The 22,485-nt window shown below is 46.2% G+C and carries 19 protein-coding genes (1 of these 19 running past the window's edge); 10 read left to right on the top strand and 9 right to left on the bottom strand.

Annotation, left to right across the window (positions count from 1 at the left end; all coding sequences use genetic code 11):
- Positions 1 to 170 precede the first annotated feature (170 nt).
- The 6 genes from mnmE to rpmH all read right to left on the bottom strand — a co-directional run bounded on the left by mnmE (position 171) and on the right by rpmH (position 4,587).
- A complete protein-coding gene (gene mnmE / locus DW720_RS00105) occupies positions 171 to 1,550 on the bottom strand; it encodes a tRNA uridine-5-carboxymethylaminomethyl(34) synthesis GTPase MnmE (protein WP_107000955.1) in 1,380 nt (459 codons plus the stop codon).
- 189 nt (positions 1,551 to 1,739) lie between these two features.
- Complete coding sequence (gene jag / locus DW720_RS00100) at positions 1,740 to 2,408, bottom strand: RNA-binding cell elongation regulator Jag/EloR (RefSeq protein ID WP_107000956.1); 669 nt, start codon at positions 2,406 to 2,408, stop codon at positions 1,740 to 1,742.
- A 14-nt stretch (positions 2,409 to 2,422) separates the two neighbouring features.
- Positions 2,423 to 3,676 (bottom strand): YidC/Oxa1 family membrane protein insertase, encoded by a 1,254-nt coding sequence (locus tag DW720_RS00095; RefSeq protein WP_347501752.1) that lies wholly within the window; start codon positions 3,674 to 3,676, stop codon positions 2,423 to 2,425.
- A gap of 19 nt (positions 3,677 to 3,695) precedes the next feature.
- On the bottom strand, positions 3,696 to 3,905 hold the full coding sequence (gene yidD, locus DW720_RS00090) for a membrane protein insertion efficiency factor YidD (RefSeq protein WP_333489800.1): 210 nt from the start codon (positions 3,903 to 3,905) through the stop codon (positions 3,696 to 3,698).
- Entirely contained in the window at positions 3,901 to 4,260 is a 360-nt protein-coding gene (gene rnpA / locus DW720_RS00085) for a ribonuclease P protein component (RefSeq protein WP_107000958.1), read from the bottom strand. Before rnpA ends, yidD begins: the two co-directional genes overlap by 5 nt.
- Before the next feature lie 192 nt (positions 4,261 to 4,452).
- Positions 4,453 to 4,587 (bottom strand): 50S ribosomal protein L34, encoded by a 135-nt coding sequence (gene rpmH / locus DW720_RS00080; protein ID WP_087225913.1) that lies wholly within the window; start codon positions 4,585 to 4,587, stop codon positions 4,453 to 4,455.
- Between the two features lie 599 nt (positions 4,588 to 5,186).
- Between rpmH and dnaA the strand changes: the two genes are divergently transcribed.
- The 6 genes from dnaA to gyrA all read left to right on the top strand — a co-directional run bounded on the left by dnaA (position 5,187) and on the right by gyrA (position 13,857).
- A complete protein-coding gene (dnaA, locus tag DW720_RS00075; protein ID WP_022358493.1) occupies positions 5,187 to 6,557 on the top strand; it encodes a chromosomal replication initiator protein DnaA in 1,371 nt (456 codons plus the stop codon).
- A 285-nt stretch (positions 6,558 to 6,842) separates the two neighbouring features.
- Positions 6,843 to 7,961 carry a DNA polymerase III subunit beta gene (gene dnaN, locus DW720_RS00070; RefSeq protein WP_118524027.1) on the top strand — a complete coding sequence of 373 codons (1,119 nt, stop codon included), beginning with the start codon at positions 6,843 to 6,845 and terminating at the stop codon, positions 7,959 to 7,961.
- Positions 7,962 to 8,021: 60 nt separating this feature from the next.
- Positions 8,022 to 8,228, top strand: a complete 207-nt coding sequence (locus tag DW720_RS00065; protein WP_107000960.1) for an RNA-binding S4 domain-containing protein — start codon at positions 8,022 to 8,024, stop codon at positions 8,226 to 8,228.
- Positions 8,229 to 8,239: 11 nt separating this feature from the next.
- Positions 8,240 to 9,349 (top strand): DNA replication/repair protein RecF, encoded by a 1,110-nt coding sequence (gene recF, locus DW720_RS00060; RefSeq protein ID WP_117796771.1) that lies wholly within the window; start codon positions 8,240 to 8,242, stop codon positions 9,347 to 9,349.
- Between the two features lie 22 nt (positions 9,350 to 9,371).
- Positions 9,372 to 11,285 (top strand): DNA topoisomerase (ATP-hydrolyzing) subunit B, encoded by a 1,914-nt coding sequence (gyrB, locus tag DW720_RS00055; protein WP_117796770.1) that lies wholly within the window; start codon positions 9,372 to 9,374, stop codon positions 11,283 to 11,285.
- 46 nt (positions 11,286 to 11,331) lie between these two features.
- The gene (gene gyrA, locus DW720_RS00050; protein WP_117796769.1) at positions 11,332 to 13,857 is read left to right on the top strand and encodes a DNA gyrase subunit A; all 2,526 of its coding nucleotides are present in this window, start codon (positions 11,332 to 11,334) and stop codon (positions 13,855 to 13,857) included.
- A 295-nt stretch (positions 13,858 to 14,152) separates the two neighbouring features.
- Here the strand turns inward: gyrA and DW720_RS00045 are convergent, their stop codons facing one another.
- Complete coding sequence (locus tag DW720_RS00045; RefSeq protein WP_117796768.1) at positions 14,153 to 15,166, bottom strand: LacI family DNA-binding transcriptional regulator; 1,014 nt, start codon at positions 15,164 to 15,166, stop codon at positions 14,153 to 14,155.
- Between the two features lie 184 nt (positions 15,167 to 15,350).
- Between DW720_RS00045 and DW720_RS00040 the strand changes: the two genes are divergently transcribed.
- The 4 genes from DW720_RS00040 to DW720_RS00025 all read left to right on the top strand — a co-directional run bounded on the left by DW720_RS00040 (position 15,351) and on the right by DW720_RS00025 (position 20,778).
- Complete coding sequence (locus DW720_RS00040; protein ID WP_118743223.1) at positions 15,351 to 16,922, top strand: AbgT family transporter; 1,572 nt, start codon at positions 15,351 to 15,353, stop codon at positions 16,920 to 16,922.
- A gap of 127 nt (positions 16,923 to 17,049) precedes the next feature.
- Complete coding sequence (locus DW720_RS00035) at positions 17,050 to 18,867, top strand: aminopeptidase P family N-terminal domain-containing protein (protein ID WP_118743224.1); 1,818 nt, start codon at positions 17,050 to 17,052, stop codon at positions 18,865 to 18,867.
- Between the two features lie 351 nt (positions 18,868 to 19,218).
- Positions 19,219 to 20,061 (top strand): fumarate hydratase, encoded by an 843-nt coding sequence (locus tag DW720_RS00030; protein WP_022358414.1) that lies wholly within the window; start codon positions 19,219 to 19,221, stop codon positions 20,059 to 20,061.
- 132 nt (positions 20,062 to 20,193) lie between these two features.
- Entirely contained in the window at positions 20,194 to 20,778 is a 585-nt protein-coding gene (locus tag DW720_RS00025) for a Fe-S-containing hydro-lyase (RefSeq protein WP_333489799.1), read from the top strand.
- A 128-nt stretch (positions 20,779 to 20,906) separates the two neighbouring features.
- Here DW720_RS00025 and DW720_RS00020 read toward each other — a convergent pair whose 3' ends face one another.
- Together DW720_RS00020 and DW720_RS00015 are read right to left on the bottom strand one after the other, a co-directional pair.
- On the bottom strand, positions 20,907 to 21,830 hold the full coding sequence (locus DW720_RS00020) for an AEC family transporter (protein WP_118749131.1): 924 nt from the start codon (positions 21,828 to 21,830) through the stop codon (positions 20,907 to 20,909).
- Positions 21,812 to 22,485: the 3' portion of a 2-dehydropantoate 2-reductase gene (locus DW720_RS00015; RefSeq protein WP_118743226.1), read on the bottom strand. It continues 259 nt past the right edge of the window; the window shows 674 of its 933 coding nt (coding positions 260-933); the start codon falls outside the window, past its right edge; its stop codon occupies positions 21,812 to 21,814. The genes DW720_RS00020 and DW720_RS00015 overlap by 19 nt, the downstream gene beginning before the upstream one ends.

Below are 22,485 nucleotides of genomic sequence, written 5' to 3'. Positions count from 1 at the left end.
GATTCTGGTCAGCGTAAGCTGACATATTCTTTACAGAATCACTGCGCATGAACCGCAGCCGATTTTACTGCAGCTGCACATTTCAATTCGATCAAACGCCTTATATTCTTTCTTGTTTTCAGATCCACCCTATCATACCACAAGGAAAGAAACCTTGCAAAAAAATTGATCTATTTCCCCATACAAAAATGGCTGAAAATCTCATTCACCAGATCCTCTTCCAGTGATTCCCCAAGGATCGTTCCAAGATGTTCATAGGCATCCATCAGATCAATCGAGAAAAAATCCTCCGGCATCGCATTGTCGATGCTTGTCTCGACCAGACGCAGGCTTTTCAGCGCCTGCTCCATCGCCGTCTTGTGACGGACGTTTGTCAGCATGACCTGATCGTTGAAATTCAGGTTTCCCTGCAAGAACATCGTCTGAATTTTTTCCTCCAATCGATCAATTCCCTGCTGTTCTTTCGCCGATACCGGGATCACTTCCTGCCCGCACGCTTCGCGAAGCGCTTCTTCTGTGAGAACCGGTTCCAGATCTGTCTTATTTAAGAGGACGATCACCTTCCGTCCCCGGATCAAATCGAGGATCTGACGGTCATTTTCATCCAGCTCCCTTGATCCATCGACCACATACAAGATCAAATCTGCCTCATCCGCAATCTTTCTCGCCCGTTCCACGCCAATCTTTTCAACGATATCCTCCGTTTCCCGGATGCCCGCCGTATCGATCAAATTTAAGCTAAGCCCGCGCAGACGGATATTTTCCTCCAGCGTATCGCGTGTCGTACCGGCGATCTCTGTCACAATCGCGCGCTCCTCTCCCAGCAGTACATTCATCAGGGACGATTTTCCTGCATTCGGCTTACCTAAGATCACGGTTTTGATCCCCTCCGTCATGATACGCCCGTTGTCAAACGTCCCGATCGACGCCTCCAGTTCCATCTCAATCGGCTGCAGCGTCTCCCGAAGGCGCTCCGGGTATCCGTCCAGGGAAATATGCTCCGGATCATCAAGTGCGGACTCAATAAAGGCGATCTCATAGATTAGTTTTTCGCGGAGTTCCCGCACTTTCCGCGACATTGAACCGCTCAACTGGCTGACCGAAGACTGCAGCGCATACTCATTTTTCGACTGGATCACATCGATCACGGCTTCCGCCTGCGAAAGATCAATTCTGCCATTTAAAAACGCCCGCTTCGTAAATTCGCCTGGTTCCGCCAGCCGCGCCCCACATTTTACCGCCAGCTCCAGAATCCGCTTCATCACCAGCACGCCTCCGTGACAGTCAATCTCTACCGTGTCCTCCGCCGTATAACTGTGCGGACCGCGCATCAAAAGAAGCAGCACTTCATCGATCCGTTCCTCTCCATCCCGAATATATCCATAATGAATCGTATACGTTTTCTGCTCTGAAAGCCTCTTCCCCGCCACCGCCGGTTCAAACATCCGCTCCGCCACCGCAACAGCGTCCGAACCGCTAATCCGGATAATCCCAATCCCCGAACTCGAAAGCGCCGTCGCGATCGCGGCGATTGTATCTGTATATACCATATATATATAAATCCTTCCTTGCTTTTTATCTTCTTATTCTATACCATATGGAAGCATTTTCCCATCTTTATTTACAAATCTAGTCTAATATTTATTTCTTTTTTCATGTTTTCACGATAAACCTCTCGCGCTCGATCCCCCACAAAAAAGAAGGTCTAGATACCTCCAGACCTTCTTCGTCACACTTATTTACTTCTCATATCTCCCATACCCGTCACTTCTCTCGCGTCTGCCCTCGCGCTTCAGCGAAATAATCACATGCCGGAACGGATCCTCGCCCTCGCTGCGGGTGGTGACATACTTGTCATTCTGCAGCGCTGCATGAATGATCCGTCTCTCATACGGGTTCATCGGCTCCAAAGATACGGAGCGTTTCGTTCTCTTTACCTTGTAAGCAATGTTCTTTGCCAGTGTCTCAAGCGTCTCTTTCCGTCTCTCGCGGTAATTCTCGGTATCGAGCTTCACGCGGACGTAATTCTCGCTCTTCTTGTTGACAACCAGGCTGACCAGATACTGGAGAGAATCCAGGGTCTGACCTCTCTTACCGATCAAAATACCCATATCCTCGCCGGAGAGGTCAATGTTCATCTCGCACTCTTCCTCATTGAAAGCCGCTGCGATCTTCACATCTAAGTTCATCGCATCAAATACCTGGCTTAAAAAGTCGATCGCACGATCCTCGAGCGTCTCTTTTTTCTTAGCACGGATGATCGCCGGTTTCGCGCCGATCCCCAGAAATCCGGCGCTTCCTTTTTCGACCACTTCGTACTCTAATTTATCACTGGTGGTTTCCAGTTCAATCAGTGCCTTTGTTACTGCCTCATCGACTGTCTTAGCGGTAACCGTAATCATATCCATCCTGCGCCCTCCTTCTATTTTTTCGCGTGCTTATCGTTGTACTTCTGCACCATCTTGGCCTTGGAAGCCAGACTGCCCGGCTTCGGATCGGAATTGTAAAATGCTTCAGACGCCTCCATCTGCTTTTTATTGCGGGAGATCTTGTCCTCTTTCGCCTTGCTTTCCGCATCCTCGCGTGCCTGAAGCGCCTTTAAATTCACGCTTGCCTTCTCGCTGACATTGGCCGGCGGCAGACCTTTTCTCGCTCTCTTCTTGTTCATCTTCTCCACGTTGCGGCGGATCAGATCATCGACATCGATCTTGTTCATATGTGCATTTACGATCAGCTGCTGAACGAGCTGGAATGCACCCTGAACGACCCAGTAGATACCGATCGCGGACGGCAGGGAGAAACAGAAGAATACGGACATCAGCGGCATCGTGATCATCATGCTGTTCATCATGCTCGCGCCCGGCGCGTCCTGATCCACCTGCTGTAAATTGGAAATCAGCTTGGTGGAGAGCCACTGGGTCAGACCCGCAAGGATCGGGATGATCCATGCGATCGTGATGTGGTTAAAACCGGTAAACGGCGGAGTTGCCAGATTGATGCCGAAGAAATAGTTCATCTGCTCAATCTTGCTCGCATTTTCTGCGATCGTCGAAGAGATCTGCGGGAATAAACTTTCCAGCGTATCCCATCCAGCCGGTGTCAACTTATATAACATATCTACGACTTTGTTTGCCACGGTGTAGTCTACCTTGTCCACCGCCATGCCGACACCGCTTGCCAGCTCGGAAATCTTGTTGATGTAATCCGGCTGCCCCATCAGCGGGTTCGCTACGTTGTCAAAAAAGACACGTACTGACGGTACGTATGCCGGAATGTTGTAGATAACCCGGTACAAAGCGAAGATAATCGGAAGCTGAATCGCCATCGGCAGACATCCTGCCATCGGATTCGAGCCATATTTCTCATAGACTGCCTGCATCTCGACCTGTTGTTTAGCCATCGATGCCTGATCGGTTTTTCCCTTATACCTATTCTGAACCGCCTTGATTTCAGGGTTCATAAGCGACATAAGTTTTGACGATTCCTGCTGTTTGATCGTCAGAGGAAATAACAGTAACTTTGTGATAATGGTAAACAGGATGATACACAGACCGATATTCATGATCCCCATGCTGCTGGTAATCCGGAATAAAAAGTCCATGATATAACCAAACACGCTGGCGATCGGTCCCATGATCGAACCTGCCTTTGTCGCAACTAAAACGCTAACGTCCAATGAACTACCTCCTCATCCTTTACGGAACTGGATCATAACCGCCTTCTGCAAATGGATTACAGCGAAGAATCCGCTTACATGCCAAAATCATACCTTTTACAGCGCCGTACTTTTTAAGTGCCTGGATGGCGTACTCCGAGCACGTCGGCGTGTACTTGCAGTGAGGTCCTGTCATAGGGGAAATATAGAGCTGATATCCCCGAATCATCTTTATCAAGATCTTCTTAATCAATATTCTCACTTCGATTCTCCAGAATGTTATGCAGTCCGCATAAGTGCAGGTATGCACTCTCAATTTTTTTGAAGTCTGCTTCTTTCGCTGCCGGTCTGGCAACGACTACGATGTCTAATCCGAGTCTGACTCTGTCCTTATTTAACCGATAGCTCTCCCGTACCAACCTTGTCACGTGATGGCGGACCACGCTGTTTCCAACCTTTTTGCTGACGGAGATACCGATCCGAGGCTCCTTCCCGTCATCCACCCGCTTCACGTACATAACCAGAAGCTTATTGGCATAGGATTTCCCTGTCTTGTAAACCTTTTGAAATTCGCTGTTCTTCTTAATTGAATTAAAACGCTTCATTAAAATCACCAATGATAAATAATATAAAATAGAATCCGGCTCGCCGGATTCACGCACCGAGGTGCGATTGCATTAGCAATCATTTTCCCCTGCAGCGAGTGTGCATCGCAGAGCTTTTCTTAATATTCATAGAACTTTTTCTATGAATATTAAGAAAGGCCACAATCTATAACTCGATTGCGGCCTCGTTCATTAAGCAGATAATTTTGCTCTACCTTTTGCTCTTCTGGCAGCCAGAACTTTTCTTCCACCTGCGCTGCTCATTCTCGCACGGAATCCATGAACTTTTGCTCTCTGTCTTTTCTTCGGCTGAAATGTCATCTTCATGTCTGCATACACCTCCTCATCCATAATATAGTAAGAGAAATCCACGCTTCCTCCGGCTCACGCCGAAATCCGCATTCTTCTCAACATAGTTAGACTATTGTAATTAAACATCTTCTCCATTATATAGAAGAATTCCGCATTCGTCAACCACTATTTTGATCTTTTTAATCCCCATAGAACAAGGAATTTCTGTGGTTTTTCCACCATTTCGATCCTGCGTCCCCACAGATCGATCGTCGATTGCTGTCGAGGCACCTTATTGTATACAGTATACACACCGGGACGTTTCCATTTTGTGGATAAAAAAATCCTTATTTTATCAGCATTCCCGCCACCTATTCACAGCTTATCCTCCACTTATCCACATTTTGGGGATAACTTGTGGAAAAGCCGTGGACTACGATCTGGATAAGCTTCTGATTGTTCACACCCATTCACCAAAAAGCCTTATTTTTCGGCGTTTTTTCCACGTGGATAACTGAATTTCACTTATTCACATTGCGGGTTTTTATTGAAAAATGTGGACAAATCATGTAGAATAGAACTTAGATTGGGTTATTTTGCAGTTTTGGCTGCTTTTTACGTTTAGGAGACACAGTATGATAGAGAAAATTAAGGAAAAATGGGATGAAATTCTCCTCCATATTAAAGAAGAACACGAACTGACGGACGTTTCTTTCAAAACATGGCTGCTTCCGACGCAGCCTTATTCCATGAAAGACGGCACCCTTCAGATCCTGGTTCCGGATGTGCAGTTTCTCGGCTATATCAAAAAAAAATACGGACTTTTGATCCAGATTACCATCGAAGAACTAACCGGAATCGAGTGTGAGGTCGATTTTGTCACCATCGAACAGGTCGATGAGCCGCAAAAAGAGACGGACAAAAGCCATCTGATCAACCGCCCGTCCGAGGTCAGCCGCCAGCTCATCCAGGATGCGAACTTAAATCCGCGCTACACATTCGACACCTTCGTCGTCGGCGCGAACAATAACTTAGCGCACGCCGCTTCCCTCGCCGTGGCAGAATCTCCGGGTGAGATCTACAACCCTCTCTTCATTTACGGGGGTGTAGGTCTGGGAAAAACGCATCTTATGCACTCGATCGGACATTTTATCTTAAAAAACAATCCAAAAGCGAAGGTTCTCTACGTTACAAGTGAGAAGTTTACGAACGAACTGATCGATGCGATCCGGAACAAAAACAATATTTCCACCACGGAGTTCCGTGAAAAATACAGAAACAACGACGTCCTCCTCATCGATGATATCCAGTTTATTATCGGTAAGGAATCGACACAGGAAGAATTTTTCCATACCTTCAACGCACTCTATGAAGCGAAAAAACAGATCATTATCTCCTCAGATAAGCCGCCGAAAGAGATCGAGACGCTGGAAGAACGGCTTCGTTCCCGTTTCGAATGGGGCTTGACCGTCGATATCCAGTCGCCGGATTATGAAACCCGTATGGCGATCCTCCGCAAAAAAGAGGAACTCGAGGGCTACAATATAGATAATGAAGTGATCAAGTACATCGCCACCAACGTCAAGTCCAACATCCGTGAGCTCGAGGGCGCCCTCACCAAGATCGTCGCCCTTTCCAAGTTAAATAACAAGGAGATCACGACGGAGCTGGCGGAGGAAGCGCTCAAGGATCTCATTTCCCCGAACGCGGAGAAAGAAGTGACCCCGGAGCTGATCATCCAGGTCGTTGCTGATCATTTCGGTATCACTCCGCTTGACATCTCCTCCCAGAAGCGCAACAAGGAGATCGTATTCCCGCGCCAGATCGTGATGTATATCTGCCGTTCGATGCTCGGAACTTCCCTGCAGAATATCGGCAAATATTTAGGCGGTCGGGATCACACGACGATCATCCACGGTCACGACAAGATCGCTGCCGATATGGAGAAAAACGAATCGCTTCGCAATACAGTGGAAATCTTAATGAAAAAGATCAGCCCACAGTAGGTTTCTTCCACAATTTCGCGTGGAAAAGTGGTTGAAAACCTGTGGATAACTTTTCCCACATTTTGCTCCATTTCAGGGCTGTGGATAATTCAAAAGTTATCCAGCCGGTTCCGGACAGTTTTACACAGCCTTTTTAACCATTTAAAAGGAGTCTGAACCCCTGTATTTTCAGGGCTGTCCGGAGAATTCCACATATTCACAGTCCCTACTACGATTGCGACGGAATTTATATATATCTTTTCTTTCCGTTCCACGTTATTTTTAGCAAAGGAGTTATCAACAAACATGAAGCTTTCATTTGAAAAAGATCATTTAATGAACGGCATCAACATTGTTCTGAAGGCCGTTCCTTCCAAAACCACCATGCCGATTCTCGAATGCATCCTAATCGATGCTGTTTCGGATGAGATCAAACTGACCGGCAACGATATGGAGCTGGGAATTGAGACGAAGGTCGAAGGAACGATCCTGGAACGTGGAAAAATCGCTCTTGATGCCAAGCTTTTTTCCGATATTATCCGCAAGCTCTCCGGTGAAAATTCTACGATCACGATCGAATCGGATGAAAAATACAACACGACGATCACCTGTGACAAGGCTATTTTCCAGATTCAGGGCAAGGACGGCGATGAATTTTCTTATATTCCCCACATTGAGCGAGATAAATTCATCACACTTTCCCAGTTTACCTTAAAAGAGATCATCCGCCAGACGATCTTCTCGATCTCGCCGAACGACAGCAACAAGATGATGACCGGTGAGCTGATGGAGGTCACCGGCAATGAACTTAAGCTCGTTTCCCTCGACGGACATCGCATGTCGATCCGCAAAGTTGCATTAAAAGAACAGTACGATGATATAAAAGTCATCGTTCCTGGCAAGACTTTAGGTGAGATCAGCAAGATCTTAAACGGTGACAACGACTCTGAGGTACAGATTTTCTTCAGCACCAACCACATCATGTTTGAATTTGACGACACGATCGTGTTATCCCGCCTGATTGAGGGCGAGTATTTCCGGATCAATCAGATGCTTTCCTCCGATTATGAGACGAAAGTTACCTTGAACCGCCGTGATTTCATGGATGCGATCGACCGTGCGAGCATTCTCGTCCGTGAAAATGATAAGAAACCTTTGATCTTAAACTTTACCGATGAAGAAATGGAATTAAAGATGCATTCCGCCTTCGGTACGATGGATGCACGTCTGGCGATTACCAAGTTTGGAAAAGACCTGATGATCGGCTTCAACCCGAAGTTTTTGGGTGATGCGCTGCGAATCATCGATGATGAGGAAGTGACTCTGTACATGATGAATCCGAAATCCCCGTGCTTTATCCGGGACGAGGAGGAGACTTACATCTATCTGATCCTGCCGGTCAATTTCAATGCGGCAGCGATCTAACCTGCCATTTTTTGACATGGCAGGTGCAGGCAGACAGTGACAGAAAGGATCTGAAATAAGATGGAGATAAAACTGAGAGATGAATTTATAAAACTGGGTCAGGCGCTTAAGGCAGCCGGTCTGGTAGAGTCCGGCGTGGATGCTAAATTTGCGATTCAGGACGGGCTTGTGAAGGTCAATGGCGCGGTGGAGATGCAGCGCGGCAAGAAGCTTTACGACGGGGACAAAGTCGAGTATGACGGAGAGACCGTAACAATCACCAAATAAAGGATGGTTTCATGTTTATCGAATCGATCGAACTCAAAAATTACCGCAATTACGGGGAATTACATATGGATTTTGATCCGGGGACGAATGTTCTCTACGGGGACAACGCGCAGGGTAAAACCAATATTCTTGAAGCGGTCTACGTGTGTGCGACGACCAAGTCCCACCGCGGCAGCAAGGACAGGGAGATCATCGAATTCGGAGAGGACGAGTCCCACATCAAGATGCAGCTTCGCAAGGACGATGTGCCGTACCGGATTGACATGCATCTAAAGAAAAATAAGACGAAGGGCGTGGCGGTCAACGGGATCCCGATCCGGCGGGCGAGCGAGCTTTTCGGCATTGTTAACGTGGTGTTTTTTTCGCCGGAAGATCTGAATCTCATTAAGAACGGACCGGCGGATCGGCGCCGTTTTATTGATCTGGAATTATGCCAGTTAAACCGGCTCTACGTACATTCGCTGGTGCAGTACAACCGGGTGGTGATACAGAGAAATAAGCTCTTAAAGGAGCTGTTTTTCCATCCCGAGTACGAGGAGATGCTGGATATATGGGATATGCAGCTTGCTTCCTATGGGCGGGAGGTGAGCCAGTACCGGCGGGAATTTATCGGTGAATTAAACGAATTGATCCGTCCGATCCATCAGAAATTGTCGGGTGGAAAGGAAGAACTCGTCATCCAGTATGAGCCGAACACGGAGGCAGATCAGTTGGAAGCGGCAGTCAAAAAGAGCCGCGAGGCGGACCGGAAGCAGAAGACGACGCTGGTCGGACCACACCGGGATGACTTAAGTTTCTATGTCAACGGAATTGACATCCGGCGCTTCGGTTCACAGGGACAGCAGAGGACGGCGGCATTATCGCTCAAACTGGCGGAGATTGAGCTGGTTAAAAAGATCAAAAAGGAGTATCCGATTCTGCTTCTCGACGATGTTTTGTCGGAGTTAGATGGGAAACGGCAGGATCATCTGCTCGCCAGCATCCGTCATATACAGACGATCATTACCTGTACAGGCTTGGATGATTTTATCAGCCACAGCTTCCAGATAGATAAGACCTTTCGGGTCGTGAGCGGGACGGTCACCTGTGAACGTCCAAACAAGACAACTAGTCAGACATAAAACAGCAAGTGAAGGAGGAACTATGGGTTCAGAATACAGTGCAGATCAAATACAGATATTGGAGGGATTGGAGGCGGTCAGAAAGCGTCCTGGTATGTATATAGGCAGCACATCTGTAAGAGGCCTCCATCACCTGGTGTATGAGATAGTTGACAACTCCGTAGATGAGGCATTAGCCGGATTCTGCAGTCACATCGAGGTGCAGATCAATGCGGACAATTCCATCACGGTACAGGATGACGGTCGTGGCATTCCGGTTGATATTCAGAAAAAAGCCGGACTTCCGGCCGTTGAGGTTGTATTTACGATCCTGCATGCAGGCGGTAAATTCGGCGGTGGCGGATATAAGGTATCAGGCGGACTTCACGGTGTAGGTGCATCGGTTGTAAACGCTCTTTCCGAGTGGCTGGAGGTTGAGATCTGCCGGGATGGAAAGGTATATAAGCAGCGCTATGAGCGGGGCAAAACCATGTATCCGCTGAAAGTAGTCGGTGAGTGTGCTCCGGATAAGCACGGCACACGGGTTGTATTCCTGCCGGATAAGGAGATTTTCGAGGAAACGGTCTACGACTATGATACGTTAAAAGTACGCCTGCGTGAGACGGCATTCCTGACGAAAAACCTCCGGATCACGCTGCGTGATGACCGCGAGGTAAAGCATGAGAAGACTTTCCATTACGAGGGCGGTATCAAGGAATTTGTCACCTACTTGAACCGGAGCAATGAGAAGCTCTATGAGCCGGTTATTTACTGCGAGGGCATCAAGGACAAGGTATTTGTCGAGGTGGCGATGCAGCATAACGATTCCTACACGGAAAATATCTACACATTCGTCAACAATATCAATACCCCGGAGGGCGGTACGCATCTGGCTGGTTTCAAGAGCGCGCTGACGAAGACTTTTAACGATTATGCAAAGAAAAATAAGCTTCTCAAGGAAAATGAACCGGCGCTCAGCGGCGAGGATATCCGCGAGGGCATTACAGCCATCATCAGCGTCAAGATCGAGGAGCCTCAGTTTGAGGGACAGACGAAGCAGAAACTCGGCAACAGCGAGGCCCGCGCGGCGGTTGATGCGATCGTGAGCGAGCAGCTGACGTATTTCTTAGAGCAGAATCCGGCGGTTGCCAAGATCATCTGTGAGAAATCGATTCTTGCCAAGAGAGCCCGCGACGCAGCCCGCAAGGCCCGCGAGATGACGAGACGTAAATCAGCGCTCGATGGCATGGCGCTTCCAGGAAAGTTAGCCGACTGTTCCGATAAGAATCCGGAAAACTGCGAGATCTACATCGTAGAGGGAGATTCCGCGGGCGGTTCCGCCAAAGAGGCGAGAAATAAATCCAATCAGGCTATCCTGCCTCTTCGAGGCAAGATCTTAAACGTAGAAAAAGCAAGACTTGATCGAATTTACGGCAATGCGGAGATCCGTGCGATGATCACGGCATTTGGTACCGGTATTCATGAAGATTTTGATATTTCAAAACTTCGTTACAACAAGATCATTATCATGACCGATGCCGATGTGGATGGTGCACATATCAGTACCCTGCTTCTGACGTTCCTGTATCGTTTTATGCCGGATTTGATCCGGGAAGGACATGTATATCTGGCACAGCCGCCGCTTTATAAGATCGAGAAGAATAAGCGTGTCTGGTATGCATACAGCGATGATGAGCTGAATTCGATTCTGACTGAGATTGGGCGTGACAACAACAATAAGATCCAGCGTTATAAAGGTCTGGGTGAGATGGACGCGGAACAGCTTTGGGAGACGACTATGGATCCGGAGCGCCGAATTCTTCTCCGTGTCCAGATCGACAGTGAGACTGCTTCGGAGGTTGATCTGACATTTGCTACCCTGATGGGGGATCAGGTTGAGCCGCGCCGTGAGTTTATCGAGGCAAATGCGAAGTACGTAAAGAACCTGGATATTTAATTAAATTTAAGTCACTTAAATCCTTTTGAGGACGAAAGGAGTATAGATGGAACCAAATATATTTGACAAAATTCATGACATTGATCTGAAAAAGACAATGGAAACGTCTTACATCGATTATGCGATGAGCGTTATTGCTGCCCGTGCACTTCCGGATGTGCGGGATGGCTTAAAGCCGGTACAGAGACGTGTTCTGTATTCCATGGTCGAGCTGAATAACGGGCCGGATAAGCCCCACCGTAAGTCAGCCCGTATCGTCGGTGATACAATGGGTAAATACCACCCGCACGGCGACAGCTCCATTTACGGCGCATTGGTTAATATGGCTCAGAAATGGGCTACCCGTTACCCGCTTGTAGATGGACATGGAAACTTCGGTTCCATGGACGGTGATGGTGCCGCAGCGATGCGATATACCGAGGCGAGACTGAGCCGTATTTCCATGGAGATGCTGGCAGATATCGGCAAGAATACCGTTGATTTTATGCCGAACTTTGATGAGACTGAGAAAGAACCGACGGTTCTTCCGGCTCGTTTTCCCAATATTCTGGTAAATGGCGGCACCGGTATCGCCGTTGGTATGGCAACGAATATTCCGCCTCACAACCTGCGTGAGGTAATTGCTGCCGTTGTCAAGATCATAGACAACCGGGTGGAGGAAGACCGCCCGACTACCATCGAAGAACTGATGGAGATCGTAAAGGGACCTGATTTCCCGACAGGAGCAACCATCCTTGGAAAAGCAGGCATCGAAGAAGCGTACAGAACCGGACGCGGCAAGATCCGTGTACGGGCTGTATACAATATCGAGGCCATGGCAAATGGCAAGAGCCGTATCATCGTGACAGAGCTTCCTTATGCAGTGAATAAGGCTCGTTTGATCGAAAAGATCGCAGAGCTTGTAAAGGATAAAAAGCTTGATGGAATCACGGATCTGCGTGATGAATCCAACCGTGAGGGACTTCGGATCTGCATTGAACTGCGCCGTGATGTGAATGCCAATGTCATCATGAACCGTCTGCTGAAGCATACACAGCTGCAGGACACCTTTGGTGTGATTATGCTGGCGCTGGTTAATAATGAGCCGCGTATCTTAAATCTGCAGCAGATCCTGGAATATTACTTAAAGCACCAGGAGGATGTGGTAACCAGAAGAACCAAATATGATCTGAACAAGGCAGAAGAGAGAGCCCATATTTTGGAAGGTCTTTTAAAGGCACTGGATCATATCGATGAGGTTATTAAGATCATCCGCGGTTCTGCCAATGTTCAGGCGGCGAAAGCTCAGTTAATGGAGCGTTTTGATCTTTCGGATGCACAGGCACAGGCCATCGTAGATATGCGTCTGCGTGCTCTGACCGGTCTGGAACGCGAGAAACTGGAAAATGAATATAAAGAGCTGGAGGCAAAGATTGCAGAGTTGAAAGCGATTCTGGCAGATGAGAAGAAACTTCTGTGTGTTATCAAGGAGGAGATCTCCCTCATCGCTGATAAATACGGAGATGACCGCCGTACCGCCATCGGATATGATGAATACGATATGTCTGCGGAGGATTTGATCCCGGATGACGATATCGTTGTGACCATGACCAATTTTGGCTATATTAAGAGAATGTCCAGCGATAATTTCAAGAGCCAGAACCGCGGAGGCAAGGGAATCAAGGGCATGCAGACTATTGAGGAAGATTATATCGAAGATCTGCTGATGACCACAACCCATCATTATGTGATGTTCTTTACCAACAAGGGACGCGTATACCGTCTGAAGGGATACGAGATTCCGGAGGCAGGACGCACTGCCAGAGGTACTGCCATCGTGAATCTGCTTCCGCTGATGCCAGGCGAGAAGATCACATCCATCGTTCCTATGAAGGAGATCGATGATGAGAAATATCTCTTCATGGCAACCCGCAATGGTATGGTTAAGAAGACTCCGATGAAGGAATACAGCAATGTCCGCAAGAACGGTCTTCAGGCGATTGTACTTCGTGATGACGATGAATTGATCGAAGTTAAGGCTACCGATAATACCGAAGATATTTTCCTGATCACAAAGAAAGGTATGTGTATCCGATTCCATGAGACCGATGTCCGCGTGACAGGCCGTGTTTCCATGGGGGTTATCGGCATGAAGTTTGATGAAGGCGATGAAGTCATCGGTATGCAGATGGCCAGCCAGGGAGAATGCCTGCTGGTAGTATCGGAAAATGGTTATGGAAAACGCACTCCGATTGATGAATTTACAGCCCAGAACCGAGGCGGCAAGGGCGTGCGCTGCTATAAGATCATCGACAAAACCGGTGATTTGGTGGGTGCAAAGCTGGTAGATAATGAGCGCAAGATCATGCTGATTACCAATGAAGGCATCATCATCAAGATGGCAGTCAGCGACATCTCGATTATCGGACGCAACACCTCCGGTGTGAAGCTGATGAGTATTGATGCTGAATCCGGCATAGCAGTTGCAAGCATCGCCAAGGTGCGGGAGAGCGACAAGGATGAGGATGAAGAAGACGAATTTCTGGAGGAACAGGACGGAGAAGAAACCGAATCTGAGAATACGGAAGAATAAAAGTTACAGTTCAGCCATGCGCTGGTTTGAATGAGAAAGTGTGTTGCAAGCTTGCTTGCATAAGCACTTTTTCATCCAAATCAGCATATGGTGGACCCACCATGCTTCTTGTTTTCATGAATATGGAAACAAGAAGATGTCATGGCTGAACTGTAACGAATAAAAAGTAAAAAAGATCAGATATCCTTGATCCTTGAAAAGAAAATCATAAAAAAGAGAACATCCGGCAATTCATAAACTGGAATTAGCGGGTGTTCTCTTTTTGATCTTTATAAGGCGCAGTATTTTAACAGCGTCACAGCGTCGTTTCTCTCTGAATGAGTCGGCACCTGAATTCCTGGTAGGTAAATTCAGATTCACGGTTTTCGATCATAGCAAGAAGAAGTTTGGCAGCATACTCGCCCATTTGATCGTAGGGAATATCAATGCCGCTGATAGAAGGATAGTCCATTTCATAGAAATTCACCTCGTTCAGGAAGATATGGCGAATTCTCTGAGGGATGGAAAAGCCTGTTTTTAATATTTCACGCTGCAGCAGCAGTCCAATGTCGTAGTTTTGAGAAATGGCAAGATCAAAACTGCGGTTTTCCATGTATTTAGCTAAAAATTGCTGCAGATGAATCAGATCACGATCCTTGATAGGGCAGATCACGTGCTCCAGATGGCAGTTCGGTGCCGTCCGGCGAAGCAGGGATTCAAAAAGCGGATATTTATTATTAACTAAAAGACCGTCATTGCTGATGGAAAAATACCGCACTTCGCGGATTTCCTTTTCCAGACAGAAGGAGGCACATTCCTGCAGGGCATATTCAAATGCATGGGGGAACGGCGTTTTTTTTGAGAAAACCCCGTCCATACAGATAACCACATAGGGAATATGATTTTCATCGGCCGGTTTTGTAAAAGCAGCGTGATCATCGTTGGAAATAAAAATGAGTCCATCGATCACGTTGGAATAATAGCTTTTGACATAATCCGGAGAAGAATCTATATCATCCATTTCATTGAAAATCGTGATGGTATAGTCGATCTGGGACAGGTACTGGCTGATTCCGGTAAAAGCATTTAAGAAAGCCTGGCGGCTGTAATCCTTTGCACATACAATTCCGATGGACGTGCAGTTTTTGGTCCGCATGCTTTTGGCGGAAGCATTGGGATAGTAGTGAAGTGTTTCAACGGCATCTAAAACCTTGCGTCTGGTTTCCTCACTGATCTTCTGATTCTGGCGATTATTGATCACATAAGATACAGTCGCCTGAGAGACTCCGCAGAGTTTTGCGATGTCTTTTGCAGTAACATTTTTTTTCATAATTTTGTAGACTCCTTATAACACTTTTACAGTTTATTAAATTTCTCTAAAAATGTCTATAGAAATTCACTAAAATACACAATAATTTAATATTGCTAAAAAAATAATTGAAATGCCGATCCTTTTGTGATATTCTAACAATACAAAATTCACTTATACGTATAAGTTGGGAATGGAGGAAAAAATGGGAAAAGCAAACGAACAAGCAAAAGATAAGCCTTCGTTATTAAACCGCTGGCTGAACGGAATTGAGAAAGTCGGAAATAAACTTCCGCATCCGATTTCTATTTTTGCAATTTTAGTTCTCTTTGTTATCGTTCTTTCTGCTGTCTGTGAGATGGCTGGAGTTTCGGCAACAGGTGAACTGGTTAACCGTTCTAAGGGAGTCGTAGAGACTCAGACGGTTCAGGCTGTCAGCCTTTTGAATGGTGAGGGGCTTGTGTACATGCTGACACATGCAATCACTAACTTTACAGGATTCGCTCCTTTGGGAGTTGTCCTGGTAGCTATGTTTGGTATCGGACTTCTGGAGGACAGTGGTTTAATCGGAGGCGCATTAAAGTCTGCTGTAGAGGTTACTCCGGCTAAGTTAATCACTCCGATGATCGTATTCTTGGGCGTTATGTCCAACCTGGCTGACGCAGTTGGATACATCGTTCTGATTCCGATTGCTGCACTGATGTTTATGGCATACAATCGTCATCCGGTAGTTGGTATGGCAGCAGCATTTGCAGGTGTATCCGGTGGTTTCTCTGCAAACTTATTAATCGGTACTCTGGATCCGCTTCTTTGCGGTATTACCAACGAGGCTGTAAAGATGGTAGACCCGACTTATGTAGTTGAGCCGACCGGAAACTGGTACTTCATGATGGTGTCTACCTTCCTGATCACAATCTTAGGTACTATCATCACTGAGAAAGTCGTTGCACCGCGTTTTGGTGAGTATCACGGCAATGGGGAAGAGAATGAAACAAGCTCTGAGTATAAATTAAATGACCAGGAAAGAACGGCTCTGAAAGTAGCTGGTTTAACCTTACTGGTTATGATTCTGGTTCTGGTAGCTTTCTGTCTCCCGGCTAACTCTGTTATGAGAGCTGAGGACGGAACACTGTTAGGAAACTCCCCGTTTATGGAGGGCATCATCCCGATTATCACTGTACTTTTCTTCGTACCGTCTGTTGTATATGGTCATATGACTGGTGTATACCACGGAGAGAAGGATGTCTGCAACGCTATGGGACGTGCCATGGGAACCATGAGCTCCTACATCGCTCTGACCTTTGTGGCAGCACAGTTTATTAACTTCTTTGGTTATACCAAATTAGGAACGATCCTTGCATTAAAGGGAGCTGAGTTTTTTAGAAACTCTGGTATTGGAACTATCCCGACCATGATCTTATTCGTTCTTTTTGCAGCATTCATCAACCTGTTCATGGGTTCTGCATCTGCAAAATGGGCTCTGATCGCTCCGGTATTCGTACCGATGTTCATGCTGTTAGGTTACACACCGGAGTTCGCTCAGGTTGCTTACCGTATCGGTGACTCCTGTACAAACGTTATCACTCCGATGATGTCCTATTTCGCAATGATTATCGTATTCATGAAGAAATACGATAAAGAGGCTGGTATCGGAACCCTGGTTTCCACCATGCTTCCGTACAGTATCTGCTTCCTGATTGGATGGAGTATCCTGTTAGTATTATGGATCGTACTTAACCTTCCGTTAGGACCGGGCGTTGGAATGTTTCTTGGCTAATGGGGCTGAATTGTTACGATAATTTAAATAACTAGAATAAGATGTACTCTGGGAATGTTTTATGCGGAATGCATAGACATTCCAGGAGTACATATTTTTTCAAAAAAATCGCATGAAGGAGGAAATAATGAACCAGACAAATATAAAAATTGGACAATTAAGAGATCGCATGAAAGAACTGGGAATCGATGCATACCTGGTTCCGACTGCGGATTTTCATGAATCTGAGTATGTAGGCGAATTCTTTAAATGCCGTCACTTCCTGACCGGTTTCAACGGAACCGCTGGAACGGCTGTTATCACTATGGACAAAGCCGGACTCTGGACAGACGGAAGATACTTTGTACAGGCAGAAGAGCAGCTTTCAGGCAGTGAGATCAAATTATACCGCATGGGTGAACCTGAATTCCCGACTCTGGACGAGTTTTTAGAGGAGGAGCTTCCGGTTGATGGATGCCTTGGATTTGACGGCCGTGTTGTAAACTCTGAGCTGGGTTATGGTCTTCAGAACTTACTGCAGGAAAAAAATGTAACAATCAACTGCAGCAAGGATCTGGTAGGTGAGATCTGGACTTCCCGTCCGGCTATGTCCTGCGAGCCTATCTGGAGCTTGGATGTAAAATATGCCGGAAAGAGCACCGTAGAGAAACTTTCAGATCTTCGTGATGCCATGAAGAAAAATAAAGCACAGATTCATCTGATGACGGCCCTGGATGAAATCGCATGGTTATTCAATCTCCGTGGAAACGATATTGTAAATAACCCGGTATTTCTGTCCTATGCACTTATTACACAGGATGAAGCCTATTTATACGTACAGAAAGAAGCTATCAAAGAAGATACTAAGATGGAAAAAGAGGTTTGTGCGGCTTTAGCTGAGGCAAAGGTTCAGGTAAAAGAGTATGCGGAATTCTTACAGGATGTGGCAGCCCTGAAGAATGAGAAGATTCTTCTGGAACGCAAGAAAGCAAGCTTTGCTGTATGCGAGAGCATTGATGCTTCCTGCCGTATCATAGATGAGATGAATCCTTGTGCTACCATGAAGGCTGTTAAGAATGCGACCGAGATCGAAAATATGCGTAAGGCCCATTTAAAAGATGGTATAGCTGTTACCAAGTTTATGTACTGGCTGAAGCATACCATCGGAACCTGCGATATGACAGAGATGACAGCGGCTCATAAAATTGAAGAACTGCGAGCCGAGCAGGGCAACTATATCGAGCCAAGTTTCGTAACCATTGCAGCTTACAAGGAAAATGCAGCGATGTGCCATTATCATCCAAGCGATGAGGTATGCAAGAAATTAAAACCAGAAGGTCTTCTGCTGGTAGATTCCGGCGGACAGTATTTAGAGGGAACTACTGATATCACAAGAACCTATGCATTAGGACCTCTGACCGAGAAGGAAAAAGAGTACTACACAATCGTAGCAGCCGCTATGCTGAAGGTATCAACCATGAAGTTCCTTCACGGCTGCCGGGGAATTAACTTAGACTACACCATCCGTGAAGCATTCTGGAAACGTGGTCTTGATTTTGCACATGGTACCGGACATGGTGTTGGATATCTTTCTAACGTACATGAGAGACCGAACGGACTGCGCTGGAAGGTTGTTCCGGAGCGTCAGGACAGCGCTGTGATCGAGCCGGGCATGATCTGCTCTGATGAGCCGGGTCTGTACTTTGCAGGCGATTTCGGAACCAGAACAGAGAATCTGATCTTATGTGTCGAGGATGAGAAGAATGAGTACGGACAGTTCCTGAAGTTCGAATTCCTGACCAAGGCGCCGATTGACTTAGAGGCACTGGATACACGTTTCATGGACGACGCGGATATCGAGCGCTTAAATACATACCATAAAGACGTATACGAAACCATTTCTCCGTATATGAATGACGAAGAAAAAGAGTGGTTAAAACACGTGACAAGAGAAATTTCAAGATAATATGATGTTACAGTTCAGCCATGCGCTGGTTTGAATGAATATGGAAACAAGAAGATGTCATGGCTGAACTGTAACAATATAATACCTCCTGAATAGATAGAGATAAATTCAAGTCGAACGTCCGTGAGACTTGGCGCGTGATTCTGGTCAGCAAAGCTGGCATATTCCTATCAGAATCACTGCGCATGAGATCAAAATCTATTCAGGGGGTATTTTTATTACATCTATTCAGAAATGATTGCAAGATTATTTAATTTCTATTATGATGATATAAGAGTCATTAATGATTAAGAGATGCGGTTCTGTCAGCAGGGGCAGATAAAAATTTCATGGAAGAAGGGTAGTTTTCAAATGAGAAGAATCAATGTTGAAACCATTACACAGAATATCAAAGAAATGTGCATTGAGGCCAACCATTTTCTGTCACCGGATATGAAAAAGGTGTTTGATGAGGCGGCAGCGAGTGAAGAATCTCCATTGGGACGTCAGATTTTAGGCCAGCTGGAAGAAAACTTATGTATCGCTGGTGAGGAGATGATTCCGATCTGCCAGGATACCGGAATGGCAGTTGTGTTTATCAAGGTAGGACAGGATGTACATCTGATCGGCGGTTCTCTGACTGATGCTATCAATGAGGGCGTGCGCCAGGGATATGTAGACGGATATCTCCGTAAATCCGTGGTTAAGGATCCGATTTACCGTGAGAATACGAAGGATAATACACCGGCTATCATTCATTATGAGATCGTAGAGGGTGAGCAGGTAGAGATCACGGTGGCTCCGAAGGGATTTGGAAGTGAAAATATGAGCCGTGTGTTCATGCTGAAACCGGCAGATGGAATTGAAGGAGTCAAGGATGCTATTCTGACAGCGGTGCGGGATGCGGGACCGAATGCCTGTCCTCCGATGGTAGTAGGCGTTGGAATCGGTGGAACCTTTGAAAAGTGTGCAGAGATGGCGAAGCACGCGCTGACCAGAAATCTGGAAGAGGAATCACCGGTTGAGTATGTGCGTGATCTGGAAAAAGAAATGCTTGAAACGATCAATAACCTTGGGATCGGTCCTGGCGGATTAGGCGGACGGACAACCGCCCTGGCTGTCAATATTGAAACCTACCCGACCCATATTGCAGGGCTGCCGGTAGGCATCAATATCTGCTGTCATGTAAATCGTCATGCGCACAGAGTGATTTGATGAATATTTTTAGGATTGCGGAAGTGCGAAGCACATAGCAATCCGGTATCAAAAGGGGAAAAATCTCTTGTGACCCAAACATCATTTGATAGTATAAAGAATGTACTCTCGGAGTTTTTCCTGCACAAAAAGATACCGAGAGTACATAAGATAGATTTGGAGGAAAATATGGATAAAACAATCACAGCTCCAATTGACAGGGAGACATTAAAAAGCCTGCATGCAGGTGATTATGTATATATAAGCGGAACCATCTATACGGCACGTGATGCAGCTCATAAGCGCATGATAGAGACGCTGGATGAAGGAAGAGAACTTCCCCTTGATCTGAAAGATAATGTAATTTATTATATGGGACCGTCACCGGCCAGAGAGGGCCGTCCGATTGGTTCTGCAGGTCCGACCACAGCCAGCCGTATGGATAAATATACTCCAAGACTTCTGGATCTCGGCATGGGAGCCATGATCGGAAAAGGAAAGAGAAGCCAGGCAGTCATCGATGCCATCGTTCGCAATGGTGCCGTTTATTTTGCGGCAGTGGGCGGAGCCGGAGCAATTCTTTCAAAGTGCATTAAGGAATCGGAAGTGATTGCATACGATGATCTGGGAACAGAGGCGATCCGAAAATTGACGGTAGAAAATATGCCTATGATTGTGGTAATTGATTCCGAAGGAAACAATCTTTACGAGACCGCAGTAAAGGAATATCAGAGATAGGATAATAAGATATCAGATGTGGGATGACTCCCATCCCGCAGCAAGAATGCAGATGCATTTTTGAGTTTTATGAAGAGAGGTTATTGGCTGTTTTGCAAATAACCTCTCTTTTGTCGTGAAGAATAAAGTTATAATTGATAGAGATAAACCATGATTGGCATGGTTATCATACAAAGCAGAGTGGTAATTACGTTAATGGCACCAGCATAGCGGGCATCTTTTCCATATACCTGGGCCATCTGCGTGATTGTGGAGGCGGATGGGGTGATTGTGGCTAACAGGATGACAAGCAGAATTTGTGAACCATTCTCAGCAAAAGAAGCAAGGCTGCTGAATTTAAGAAGTAAAATTGTCAAAAGCGGTACACCGATGAGTCGCAGAATCGTGACAAGTCCAATATGGGGAAAAGCCAGAATTTCCTGGGGCGTGGTTCCGGCAATCAGCATTCCTGAGATCAGCATGGCCAAAGGACCAATCATGCTTCCCAGGGAGTGGACAGCGCTGTCCACTGGATCGGGAAGTGAAATCTGTGCCAAGAATAGAAAAATACCGAATAAAATGGCAATCATATTTGTATTTGTTATGATTTTTTTAAAATCAGGCTTCTTTTCTTCACAGATCATCATTTTGCCATGACTCCAGAGAAGAAAAAGCTGTACAGAGACGTAGGCGCTGGAATAAATAACCCAGTCTGGTCCTAGAATAGAGGAAACAAGCGGTATAACAAGATTTCCTGCATTAGAGTAGATGATAGAGGCTTTTTCAACTCCGTTAAGATGAAGAAGAGGTCCTATAAAGTAAAAAAGGACAATCAGGATGAGATGGATCAATACAGCAGCAGCCACCGCCAAAAGAAGCCCATTTAGGATGGAAGGGCTGCAGCTGACCTGAAAAGCAGATAAAATCGAACAGGGGACTACGATATAGACAGACAGGCGTGAAAGAATGCGGCTGTCATCTGAGCGGCAAATGCCAGTCTTTACCAAAACAAAGCCTAAAAACATGATGATAAATAATGCCGCAATTTTACCAACTAAAATTCCAATGGACATAATACGTTTGCTACCTCCTCATAACAGGGCATAGAGACAGAATATTTTTTTGCAAGTCGGAGTGGCTCCATGACAAGTCCGTCCAGTTCCGATGGTTTTCCTTCCATTATGTCACGCTGCATGGAAGTGGTGGCATCGGCAGATAAGTTGGAAAGAATCTCCAGATTTATTTTTACATAGTCTTTTTCAAAGGGATATCCCATGGCAGCAGCCAGAGCGCTGATTTCACGAATCATGGATTTAAATAATTCACGGGTAGGTCCTTCCTTTTGAAAATCTCCGGCCACGGCATGAAGGTAGACTCCGGAAGCTCCGATAGGGGAGACATAGGAAAATTTCTCCAAAGCATCCCTTTGGATATGGGTGGATAAAACTCCATCGATACCGCTTTCGCAAAGATCCGATTGAATGGCTGATAAAATCGGAGAAATATAGGAAGGATCCCTGGGACCGAAGACAACCCTTAAGATAGGACCGTGCTGAACCAGAACACCGGGATGTTCTAAGGATGCAGAAACATAGATGCATCCATCCAGAACGGTACAATCCGGTAATTCTTTCTGCATCCTGGCACCGGTTCCATATATATTTAAGATGGGAATAATAATTGTGCGGGGACCAGCGGTCTGGCGGATAAAAGGAAGGACGGAATCAA

Origin of the sequence: Clostridium sp. AM27-28 (assembly GCF_003480955.1) — a bacterium.
In the GTDB taxonomy this organism is placed as follows: domain Bacteria; phylum Bacillota; class Clostridia; order Lachnospirales; family Lachnospiraceae; genus Otoolea; species Otoolea fessa.
This window is presented reverse-complemented; position numbering and strand designations above follow the sequence as displayed.

Coding starts and splice junctions, on each gene's coding strand:
- mnmE (WP_107000955.1), bottom strand. CDS start 1,550: ATGGTATATACAGATACAATCGCCGCGATCGCGACGGCGCTTTCGAGT.
- jag (WP_107000956.1), bottom strand. CDS start 2,408: ATGGATATGATTACGGTTACCGCTAAGACAGTCGATGAGGCAGTAACA.
- rnpA (WP_107000958.1), bottom strand. CDS start 4,260: ATGAAGCGTTTTAATTCAATTAAGAAGAACAGCGAATTTCAAAAGGTT.
- rpmH (WP_087225913.1), bottom strand. CDS start 4,587: ATGAAGATGACATTTCAGCCGAAGAAAAGACAGAGAGCAAAAGTTCAT.
- dnaA (WP_022358493.1), top strand. CDS start 5,187: ATGATAGAGAAAATTAAGGAAAAATGGGATGAAATTCTCCTCCATATT.
- dnaN (WP_118524027.1), top strand. CDS start 6,843: ATGAAGCTTTCATTTGAAAAAGATCATTTAATGAACGGCATCAACATT.
- DW720_RS00065 (WP_107000960.1), top strand. CDS start 8,022: ATGGAGATAAAACTGAGAGATGAATTTATAAAACTGGGTCAGGCGCTT.
- recF (WP_117796771.1), top strand. CDS start 8,240: ATGTTTATCGAATCGATCGAACTCAAAAATTACCGCAATTACGGGGAA.
- gyrB (WP_117796770.1), top strand. CDS start 9,372: ATGGGTTCAGAATACAGTGCAGATCAAATACAGATATTGGAGGGATTG.
- gyrA (WP_117796769.1), top strand. CDS start 11,332: ATGGAACCAAATATATTTGACAAAATTCATGACATTGATCTGAAAAAG.
- DW720_RS00045 (WP_117796768.1), bottom strand. CDS start 15,166: ATGAAAAAAAATGTTACTGCAAAAGACATCGCAAAACTCTGCGGAGTC.
- DW720_RS00040 (WP_118743223.1), top strand. CDS start 15,351: ATGGGAAAAGCAAACGAACAAGCAAAAGATAAGCCTTCGTTATTAAAC.
- DW720_RS00035 (WP_118743224.1), top strand. CDS start 17,050: ATGAACCAGACAAATATAAAAATTGGACAATTAAGAGATCGCATGAAA.
- DW720_RS00030 (WP_022358414.1), top strand. CDS start 19,219: ATGAGAAGAATCAATGTTGAAACCATTACACAGAATATCAAAGAAATG.
- DW720_RS00020 (WP_118749131.1), bottom strand. CDS start 21,830: ATGTCCATTGGAATTTTAGTTGGTAAAATTGCGGCATTATTTATCATC.